General features: G+C 70.3%; 8 protein-coding genes. 4 read left to right on the top strand and 4 right to left on the bottom strand.

From position 1 onward, the window contains the following. Nucleotide 1 precedes the first annotated feature (1 nt). Both AB0J58_RS32595 and rfbB read left to right on the top strand, forming a co-directional pair. Nucleotides 2-925, top strand: a complete 924-nt coding sequence (locus AB0J58_RS32595; RefSeq protein ID WP_364223143.1) for an ornithine carbamoyltransferase — start codon at nucleotides 2-4, stop codon at nucleotides 923-925. 47 nt (nucleotides 926-972) lie between these two features. After that, the gene (gene rfbB, locus AB0J58_RS32590) at nucleotides 973-1911 is read left to right on the top strand and encodes a dTDP-glucose 4,6-dehydratase (protein ID WP_364223140.1); all 939 of its coding nucleotides are present in this window, start codon (nucleotides 973-975) and stop codon (nucleotides 1909-1911) included. Nucleotide 1912: 1 nt separating this feature from the next. On the opposite strand, the gene AB0J58_RS32585 is transcribed toward rfbB, so the two are convergent. The 4 genes from AB0J58_RS32585 to AB0J58_RS32570 all read right to left on the bottom strand — a co-directional run bounded on the left by AB0J58_RS32585 (nucleotide 1913) and on the right by AB0J58_RS32570 (nucleotide 6480). Beyond that, on the bottom strand, nucleotides 1913-2596 hold the full coding sequence (locus AB0J58_RS32585) for a response regulator transcription factor (protein ID WP_364223136.1): 684 nt from the start codon (nucleotides 2594-2596) through the stop codon (nucleotides 1913-1915). Continuing rightward, the gene (locus AB0J58_RS32580; RefSeq protein ID WP_364223133.1) at nucleotides 2593-3732 is read right to left on the bottom strand and encodes a histidine kinase; all 1140 of its coding nucleotides are present in this window, start codon (nucleotides 3730-3732) and stop codon (nucleotides 2593-2595) included. Before AB0J58_RS32580 ends, AB0J58_RS32585 begins: the two co-directional genes overlap by 4 nt. Nucleotides 3733-3812: 80 nt before the next feature. Next, nucleotides 3813-4778 (bottom strand): hypothetical protein, encoded by a 966-nt coding sequence (locus AB0J58_RS32575; protein WP_364223130.1) that lies wholly within the window; start codon nucleotides 4776-4778, stop codon nucleotides 3813-3815. Nucleotides 4779-4791: 13 nt separating this feature from the next. Further along, entirely contained in the window at nucleotides 4792-6480 is a 1689-nt protein-coding gene (locus AB0J58_RS32570) for a carbamoyltransferase N-terminal domain-containing protein (RefSeq protein WP_364223127.1), read from the bottom strand. A gap of 393 nt (nucleotides 6481-6873) precedes the next feature. On the opposite strand from AB0J58_RS32570, the gene AB0J58_RS32565 reads away from it, so the two are divergent. Both AB0J58_RS32565 and AB0J58_RS32560 read left to right on the top strand, forming a co-directional pair. Beyond that, nucleotides 6874-8103: a class I SAM-dependent methyltransferase gene (locus AB0J58_RS32565; RefSeq protein WP_364223124.1), complete on the top strand. Its 1230-nt coding sequence runs from the start codon at nucleotides 6874-6876 to the stop codon at nucleotides 8101-8103. Nucleotides 8104-8203: 100 nt separating this feature from the next. Beyond that, nucleotides 8204-9247 carry a class I SAM-dependent methyltransferase gene (locus AB0J58_RS32560; RefSeq protein ID WP_364223121.1) on the top strand — a complete coding sequence of 348 codons (1044 nt, stop codon included), beginning with the start codon at nucleotides 8204-8206 and terminating at the stop codon, nucleotides 9245-9247. The last annotated feature ends 90 nt before the right edge of the window (nucleotides 9248-9337 follow it).

Raw genomic sequence — 9337 nt, 5'->3', positions numbered from 1 at the left:
CATGGTCGGTTCCCGTGATGTGATCTCGCTGCGCGACCTTGCGGACGCCGACATCGAGTCGATCGTCCGGCGCGGTGTCGACCTCGCCGCGGACCCGGAGGCGCACGACGCCCCGCTGCGCGGCCGGATCGTCGGCGTCTACTTCAGCAAGACCTCCACCCGCACCCGGACCTCCTTCACCACCGGCGCGCTGCGGCTCGGCGCGCAGGTGATCACCTACGGGCCCGGCGACCTGCAGCTCAACACCGGTGAGACGCTGGAGGACACCGCGAGGGTGCTCGGCGGCATGCTGGACGGCCTGGTCGTCCGCACCGCCGGGCCGCAGCGGGAGATGCGGACGCTCGCCGAGCACTGTCCCGCCGTCGTCAACGCGATGAGCGCCGAGGAGCACCCCACGCAGGCCCTGGCCGATCTCACCACGATGTCGGCCAGGTTCGGCGGTCTCAAGGGGCTGCGCGTGCTCTACGTCGGTGAGGGCAACAACACCGCGGTCGCGCTCGCCTACGCGCTCTCCCGGTTCCCCCGCGTCGAGCTGGAGTTGCGCACCCCTCGCGGGTACGGCCTCACACCGGACGTGCTCGCGGAGGCGTCCGCGCTGGCCGCGCGATCCGGCGGCGGTGTCCGGGAGAGCCACGACATGCTGTCGCTGCCCGCCCAGGTCGACGTCGTCTACACCACCCGCTGGCAGACCACCGGGACCAGCAAGCCCGACCCGCGATGGCGGGAGGTCTTCGCACCATTTCAGGTGGATGTGTCTCTCATGTCCCGTTACCCGGACGCCTGCTTCATGCACGACCTGCCGGCGCATCGTGGCGAGGAGGTGACCGCCGAGGTGCTGGACGGCCGGTCAAGTATCGCCTTCGAGCAGGCGCGTAACAAGCTCCACAGCGCCATGGCGGTGCTGGAATGGTGTCTGGCCCGGTAGCGCGTACCGCCTGCCGCCCTACCCAGACAGAAAGGTGTGTCTCGCCCATGAGAATTCTCGTCACCGGCGGTGCCGGCTTCATCGGGTCCCATTTCGTGCGCACCACCCGGGACGCCCGGATCACCGTGCTCGACCGGCTCACGTACGCCGCGGACCTGGCCAACCTGGAGGGGGTGCCGCACGATCTCGTCCAGGGCGACATCTGCGACGCCGAACTGCTCGGCCGGGTGGTCCCGGGCCATGACGTCGTGATCAACTTCGCGGCCGAGTCGCACGTCGACCGGTCGATCGAGGGGGCCGGCGAGTTCGTCCGCACCAACGTGCTCGGCACCCAGACGCTGATGCAGGCCTGCCTGGACGCGGGTACGCCGAGGGTCGTCCAGGTCTCGACGGACGAGGTGTACGGGTCGATCGAGACGGGCTCCTGGGACGAGGACGCCCCGCTCCGCCCGCGCTCGCCGTACGCCGCGGCCAAGGCGGGCGGTGACATGATCGCCCGCGCCTACGCGATCACGCACGGACTGCCGGTGTCGATCACCAGGTGCGGCAACAACTACGGGCCCCACCAGTTCCCGGAGAAGGTCATCCCGCTCTTCGTCACCAACCTGCTGGAGGGCAGGAAGGTCCCGCTGTACGGCGACGGCGGCAACATCCGGGACTGGATCCACGTCGACGACCACTGCCGGGGCATCCGCCTGGTCGCCGAACAGGGCGAGCCCGGCGAGGTCTACCACATCGCGGGCACCGCCGAGCTGACCAACCTGGAACTCACCCAGCGGCTGCTGGACGCGCTGGAGGCCGACTGGACCATGGTCGAGCGGGTGACCGACCGCAAGGGGCACGACCGCCGCTACTCGCTCGACGACACGAAGCTGCGCGCTCTCGGCTACCGGCCGCTGACCGCGTTCGAGGACGGCCTGGCGGAGACCGTCCGTTGGTACGCCGACAACCCCTCCTGGTGGAAGTCCAAGCGCGCCGCCGGCTGAGTCACCGCAGGTCGTCGAGCAGGCCCGCGTCGTGGACGAGCAGCGCGATCTGGACCCGGTTGTTGAGGTCGAACTTGGTGAGGACGCTGGACACGTGCGTCTTCACCGTGGCCAGGCTGAGGTGGAGCATGGCGCCGATCTCGGCGTTGGACCTGCCCTGCCCGACCGCGATGGCCACCTCGCGTTCCCGGTCGGCCAGCCGGGCCAGCCGCTCCCGCGCCCGGGTGCGGCGCTCGTTCTCGCCGTCGTCGGCGACCCGGGCGATGAGGCGCCGCGTCACGGCGGGGGAGAGCACCGGGTTGCCCAGGGTGACCTGGCGCACCGCGGCCACGATCTCCGCGGGCGGGGTGTCCTTGAGCAGGTAGCCGGCCGCTCCCGCGCGCAGCGCGCGCAGCACGTGGTCGTCGGCGTCGAAGGTAGTCATCACGATGACCTCCGGGGCGCCGGGGCGGGCGCGGAGCTCCCTGGTCGCGGTCAGCCCGTCCATGACGGGCATCCGGATGTCCATCAGGACGACGTCGGGGCGGTGCAGGGCGGCCATCGAGAGCGCCTCGCTCCCGTCGCCCGCCTCCGCGACGATGCTGAGGTCGGGCGCGCCGCCCAGCATCATCACCAGCCCGGCGCGTACCAGAGGGTCGTCGTCGACGATGAGCACGCCGACCTGCCGCGGCTGCTGGGAGGTCATACCGGCCAGGGTAGCCAGGCCGACAGGCACCAGCCACCTTCGTCGGTGGGTCCGTGCTCCAGCCGCCCGCCGATCAGGGCGACCCGTTCGGCCAGGCCGACCAGCCCCTGCCCCGAGCCCTCGCCGGGCGCCGGGGGAGAGGTGACGGGCGCGGAGTTGCGCACCTCGATCGAGAGCCACTGGCCGGGGGTCCCCGTCGTGTGCACCCACACCTCCGCCCCGGGGGCGTGCTTGCGGGCGTTGGTGAGGGCCTCCTGCACGATCCGGTAGGCGGTGCCGCCGCTCCGGCCGGAGACGGTCCCGGGAACCTCCTGGGTGAGGTTCACCCGCATCCCGGCCCGCCGGGACTCGGCGGTGAGCTCCTCGATGTCGATCAGAGAGGGCTGCAGCGACTCGCCGACCGGGGCCCGCAACACGCCGATGGCCTCCCGCAGGTCCTGCAGCGCCTGATGGGCGCTCTGCCTGATCACCTTGGCCGCGCGGGCGATGTCCTCCGCGGGGGCGTCCGGCCGGAACTCCAGCGCGCCCGCGTGCACGCTCAGCAGGGACAGCCGGTGCCCGAGGACGTCGTGGATCTCCCTGGCGATCGCCTCGCGGGCGCGCTGCTGGGCCTCGGCCTCGGCCCTGGCGGCGCTCTCCCGCAGCGACAGCAGGAGCCGGCGCCGGTGGTGCACGAAAAGGCCCCAGCCGATGGCGGAGCCCTGGGTCGCGACCCCCAGCAGGAACAGCAGCTCGCGCGGCGCGCCGACCTCCTGCCTGAGCACGGCGTAGACCAACGCGGCGATCAGGCTCAACGCGAAGACGGCGAACGTGGTCCGCGCCGCCCGGTGCACCGCCACCGTGAACAGTGCCACCAGCATCGCGCCCCCGACCAGCTCGGAGAAGGCCGACAGGACGACGAGGGCCAGGGCCAGCTCGACCGGATGGCGCCGCCGCAGCCACAGCGCGGCACAGCCGAGCACGCCGATCACCTGGTCGAGCTGGAACACCCAGGGCGACACGTCCTGGGTGGGCATCTGGATACGCTCGGCGGCCGTCATGATTCCGAAGGCCGCCGCGAAGAGGAACAGGCCGATGTCCACGAGCCAGTCGCGCACGCTGCGCCGGGACGCGGGCGACACGGCGAATTCATCCATCCCGGGTAAGTCTAGGACGCGGCACGGGGACCCGGCGGCGGTGCGGCCTCCGGCACCGCCGCCGATCGGGGTGGCCCGCCTCATTCGTAGCCGTACTGCTCCAGCAGGTCGCCGAACTGCTCGTTGAACCTGGCCAGGTTGCGCGCGGTGAACCGCTCCTGCCAGCCGCCGCTGCGGCCCTTGTAGAAGCTCCACGAGTCGGGGTTGTAGACCCGGCCCGCGACCTCCTCCGCGTCCCGGTCGGAGCCGAGATGGCGCAGCACCCGGTTAACCGCGTCGAGCTGCCGCTCGCGGGAGCCGCCGCCCTGCGGCCCGACCAGGTCCTCGTAGCGCACCTTGCAGACCTTCGGGTGGTTGAGCAGCCAGAGCGCCTTCTCGAACTGGTCCCGGCCGAGGAACGAACGGTCCCGCAACGCGTAGTCGATCTTCTCTTCCCAGGTGGTCTTGCCGGCCAGGATCGCGCTGAAGATGTCGGCCTCGAAGAAGTTGCCGTACCCCTCCCTGGTCCGCCCCTCCAAAAAGTTGATCATGGAGACGACGGCGTCGCGCGGGTCGCGGTAGTTGAAGATGAGCGGCGGGTTCGCGGTCTCCACCCACTCGCTCAGGAAGGTGCCGTCCACCCGTTCGATGTCCAGCTCGTGGAAGATCCAGCACAGGCCGGGCGGGGTGTCGGCGAACCGGCTGTAGGACAGGTGCGGGTTGGTGGCGAGCCCCTCGGCGTACTCGTACTTGGTGCGCCCGTACCGGTTGACCACCCGCTGGCCGAGCTGGCGCTGCCAGTGCCAGACCATCGTCCCCCAGAGCTCCTGGGCGCGCTCGGCGAACGCCTCGGTGCCCTGGAGTTCGAGGAACTCGTCGTAGTCGAGCTTGGAGAGAACCTGCGCCGCGATGGCCCTGCTCTGTTCCTCGTCGAACACGGGCACGGTGTGCGGCGCGGGCCGGGGCACGCCGACCATCTTGAAGCCCAGCTCCAGCATGAGTTCCTGCATCAGGTGGGTCCCGCTCTTCTGAAGCGAGATCACCATCGCGCGCGGTTCTCGGGTCATGTGTCCGGCTCCTTCACTCGCTGCCGTTGCGGACGCGGCGGTACAGGACGCCGTCGCTCCAGATGATGTCGATCCGGCCCCAGCGCATCGCGGAGACGACGTCGGGAAAGAACCCGCTCCCGTTCAGACCGGCACTCGTGCCGCACAGCACCGGAATCCCGCTCCACTTGTGGTACTCGCGCAGGATGACGCTCAGCGTCGGATCGTCGTCCACGCTGACCGTCTGCAGCCTGGTCGTGCCGTCCAGGTGCTGGACGGCGGGGATCCGATCCACCCACTCCGGGCGGAGGCGGTGCTCGAACAGCGCGTACGGGTCCGGTGTCCCGGGATCGAACACGTCCCGCGCGCGGTCGGCCAGGCAGATCGGGGTGACCGGCCGGTGCCCGTCGCGCTGCTTCACCTCGTTGAGCAGCCGGCGCATGCCCGGGTCGACGGCGGGGGCCAGGATGCTGCGCGACCCCAGCGCCTGCGGGCCGAGCTTGGCCCGCCCGCTGAGCACGATCGCCGGCCTGCCGGTGAGGTGCAGCAGGCGGGCCAGCTCCTCCGGTCGGCACGGCGACACCGACCAGCCCGGAGGCAGGTGCGGGTGGCGGACCGGCGCGGGGCCGGCCCGCAGGTTCCAGTCGAGCGGGCGCAGGCCGCCCGCGCGGCCCAGATGGGCCGCCGCGGCGCCGATCGCCGATCCCGAGTCGTCGGGGAAGGGCGGCACCCACATCTCGCGGATCGCCGGCTCCGCGCGGAGCGCGGAGTTCCACTTGGTGTTGAGCGCGCAGCCGCCCGCGAAGCACAGGTCGAACGGCCCGTCTCCCCGCCACTCCCGCGTCCGCGACACCAGCCGCTCGACGAGGAGCTTCTCCACGAAGTCGTGCAGTCCGGCCAGGACGTCGGCGTCACCGACCCCCAGCCGGTCCATCCGCTCACGGAGTTCACCCAGGTAGGCGTGTACGTACCGGTGGGACGGCTCGGCGGCGCCGCCGCAGCCGACGACCGCCTGCCGGTACTCCCGCGCCCGAGGCGTGTCCGCCTCGAAGTGCTCGTGGAACAGCGTGCGGAGCACCGCCTGGACCTCGTCCTTGACGGTGCCCATCGCGATGTACGCCATGAGGCTCCCCGCCGCGCGGGGGCCGGGTTCGCCCTCCCCGCTCTCCCGGGGAAACGGTCCGAAATGCCGGGTGGCCATGGCGTACACGTCGCCGATGAGCGGGAACAGCGCGCCGCCGGCCTCGATCCGCCCGCCCTCGTCGACGTGGTAGAGCCGGGGGAAGGCGTCGTCGTCCCACACCAGGACCATGGCGGGCTCGCCGCGCCGGGCGAACGGGCTGGTGCAGTAGGCCGCCGCGATGTGGCTCGTCACATGCGGATAGCTGGTATATGGTCTGGGCTTCCCGCCCAGCAGGACGGTGCCCCGGTGGCCGGCCAGGGCGGGGTCGGGGGCCGACTCCGTCTCCAGGTACGGCGCCACCTCGACATCCAGCACCCGACCGCTTTTCGTGCCCGCCCAGCCGTCGACCACCCATTCGTCGACGTCGTCCACGTCGTATCCCCGGTCGGCCAGCAATTTCGGCAGGGTTTCCAGGTCCCGGACGCCGCTATAACGCGGGTTGTTGTCCAGCTGCTGGATCTCGATATTGAACTCGAGTCTGCCATCCCGGATCAGGGCGAGGCCGCCGCTCTTGGTCAGCTTGAGCCCGGCAGTAATCATCGGTCTCCTCCGCATTCGTCGCGCGGTTGCGCCGTGCCTGCCATTGATAGCGAATTAACAGCGCAAAATGCTAGGCGGCCGTCGGCGGACGGCACCGCGGGGCGATCCTGTCGCACCAGATAAACCCCGATGCGAACCGCCTCTTCGTCCCGCTGGCGGGACAGCGAACCGATCCGACTTCCGAAAATCAAATCAGTTCCCGGCCTGCTCAAGAAAGGCGAAACACCGGCGCCGCAGGGCGCTGTGGGAACGAAGTGTTTGCCGAAAGAGCATTGCTTGCGGAAACTTGTACGGAGCGATTCCCGTTCCTTGGTCGAGGACACCGCGGATGAGTCCGCCCATTGACACTCGGCCCACTCAACCCGCCGTCGGTTTGGTCAGTCAGGAGCTCATATGCCGAACACATCCCAATGCCGCGTGTGCGGTGGCACTGTTCATGAGTTTTTCGACTTCGGGCGCCAGCCGTTGTCCGACGCCTTCCTCGCCCCCGGCTCCGACCTCGGCCAGGAGTTCTTCTTCCGCCTCGCCACCGGCCTCTGCGAGGCGTGCACGATGGTGCAGCTCATGGAGGAGGTGCCGCGGGACCGCATGTTCCACGAGGAGTACCCGTACTACTCCTCCGGGTCGGCGTACATGCGCGACCACTTCGAGGGGCTGGCCAAGCGCCTGCTCACGACCGAGCTCACCGGCGAGGACCCGTTCATCGTCGAGGTGGGGTGCAACGACGGCGTGATGCTCAGGGCGCTCGCGGAGGCCGGCGTCCGGCACCTCGGCGTGGAGCCTTCCGGAGGCGTGGCCGACCTCGCCGCCGAGAAGGGGATCAGGGTCCGCAAGTCGTTCTTCGAGGAGTCGACCGCGAAGGAGATCCTCGCCGCGGAGGGGCACGCCGACGTCATCTACGCGGCCAACACGCTCTGCCACATCCCCTATATCGGATCGGTCCTGTCCGGCGTCGCCGCGCTGCTGGCGCCGACCGGGGTGTTCGTCTTCGAGGACCCCTACCTCTCCGACATCGTGGAACGGACCTCGTTCGACCAGATCTACGACGAGCACTTCTTCTTCTTCACCGTGCGGTCGGTCGGCGCGATGGCCGCCGCGCACGGGCTGGAGCTGGTGGACGTGGAGCGGCTCCCGGTGCACGGCGGGGAGGTCCGCTACACGCTGGCTCCCGCCGGGTCGCGGCAGCCGTCCGCCGCGGTGGCCGAACTGCTGGCGGAGGAGGACGCGCGCGGGCTGGGCGAGACGGCCACGCTGCGCCGGTTCGGGGAGAACGTGCTGAAGATCCGCGAGGACCTCACCGCACTGCTGCGCCGCCTTCGCGACGAGGGCAGGTCGGTGGTCGGTTACGGCGCCACGGCGAAGAGCGCGACCGTGACGAACCTCTGCGGCATCGGGCCCGACCTGGTCTCCTTCGTCTGCGACAGCACCCCCACCAAGCAGGGGCGGCTCACCCCGGGTACGCACATCCCGGTGCGGACGCCCGAGGACTTCGCGCGGCCCTACCCCGACTACGCCCTGCTGTTCGCCTGGAACCACGCCGAGGAGATCATGGCGAAGGAGCAGGAGTTCCGGGACGCGGGCGGCAAGTGGATCCTGTACGTCCCGGACGTGCGGATCGTGTGACCCCTCCCCGGCCGCGAGCCGGGACCTTCCCCGCCTGTACCGGCTCGCTGAACGCGACGGTCGTGTCGCCTTCGCCGATGCCCGCTTGAAGGAGAGCTTGATGACCGCACACGCGACCGGATTCGGCCCGTCCTCCGACGGCACGGGGCTGTCCGCCGACATCTTCAACTCCACCGTGGCCGGGTTCGCGATCGCCGCCGCGTGGGAGGTGGGCGCGTTCGACGTCCTGAACGACCACGGTGTGATCGACGTCCCCGCGTTCTGTGAGAAGCACAACCTGCATCTGCCGTCCATGCGGAGCATGTTCGCCGCGCTCGGCTCGGCCGGCGTGGTGGTCCGCGACGCCGCGGACGGCGGTGCGGGCGGCGGCGCGGACACGGTGCGTGCCGGTTCGGCGTTCGCCGAGGTCTACCGGGACAAGGCGTTCTTCCACTGGCTGACCATCGGCTGCGCCGAGCTGTTCGCGAACATGCCGGGCATCGTCCGCAACGAGAACAGGGCCGGTGGTTTCTACCGGCGCAACGCCGTGGCCATCAGCTACGCCTGCAAGGACATCAACCGGCATTCGTTCGACCCGGTCTTCTGGGAGGCGATGGAGGCGCTCGACTTCGACTTCGGCACCGTCGCGGACCTCGGGTGCGGCAGCGGCGGGCGCCTGGCACAGATCGCGGGCCGCTATCCCAACGTCCAGGGCATCGGGATCGACATCGCGCCCGACGCCCTCCGCGACGCCGCGGAGAACGTGGCCGCCGAGGGCTTCGGCGGGCGCTTCGACTTCATCGAGGCGGACGTGCGCGATCTGGCCCCGGACCCCCGCCTGGAGAAGGTGGAGGTGCTCACCTGCTTCATGATGGGCCACGACTTCTGGCCGCGAGAGCGGTGCGTGGCCTCGCTGCGCCGGCTGCGCGAGGCGTTCCCCAACGTCCGGAGGTTCCTGCTCGGCGACACGGCGCGGACCACCGGCATCCCCGACCGGGACAAGCCCGTGTTCACGCTGGCCTTCGAGACGGCCCACGACCTGATGGGCGTCTACCTGCCCACGCTCGCCGAGTGGGAGGGCGTGTTCGAGGAGAGCGGCTGGAAGTTCTTGAACGCCCGCGTCGTGCGGGTCCCCGCCGACTCCGTCGTCTACGAGCTGGCCTGACCGGGCCGAGATCCGGCCTTTCCAACGAATGTTGAGGAGCTCTAATGATCCGATCCGTGGTTATCGTGGGCGGTGGTACGGCCGGATGGA

The sequence above is a fragment of the Streptosporangium sp. NPDC049644 genome, from assembly GCF_040675205.1.
Lineage (GTDB): Bacteria > Actinomycetota > Actinomycetes > Streptosporangiales > Streptosporangiaceae > Streptosporangium > Streptosporangium fukuiense.
The sequence above is the reverse complement of the archived record's forward strand: the minus strand, read 5'-3'. Positions and strand labels throughout refer to the sequence as shown.

Excerpts from the sequence above, each read along its gene's own strand:
- AB0J58_RS32565 (WP_364223124.1), top strand. The coding sequence starts at position 6,874 with ATGCCGAACACATCCCAATGCCGCGTGTGCGGTGGCACTGTTCATGAG.
- AB0J58_RS32575 (WP_364223130.1), bottom strand. The coding sequence starts at position 4,778 with ATGACCCGAGAACCGCGCGCGATGGTGATCTCGCTTCAGAAGAGCGGG.
- AB0J58_RS32595 (WP_364223143.1), top strand. The coding sequence starts at position 2 with ATGGTCGGTTCCCGTGATGTGATCTCGCTGCGCGACCTTGCGGACGCC.
- AB0J58_RS32560 (WP_364223121.1), top strand. The coding sequence starts at position 8,204 with ATGACCGCACACGCGACCGGATTCGGCCCGTCCTCCGACGGCACGGGG.
- AB0J58_RS32585 (WP_364223136.1), bottom strand. The coding sequence starts at position 2,596 with ATGACCTCCCAGCAGCCGCGGCAGGTCGGCGTGCTCATCGTCGACGAC.
- AB0J58_RS32580 (WP_364223133.1), bottom strand. The coding sequence starts at position 3,732 with ATGGATGAATTCGCCGTGTCGCCCGCGTCCCGGCGCAGCGTGCGCGAC.
- rfbB (WP_364223140.1), top strand. The coding sequence starts at position 973 with ATGAGAATTCTCGTCACCGGCGGTGCCGGCTTCATCGGGTCCCATTTC.
- AB0J58_RS32570 (WP_364223127.1), bottom strand. The coding sequence starts at position 6,480 with ATGATTACTGCCGGGCTCAAGCTGACCAAGAGCGGCGGCCTCGCCCTG.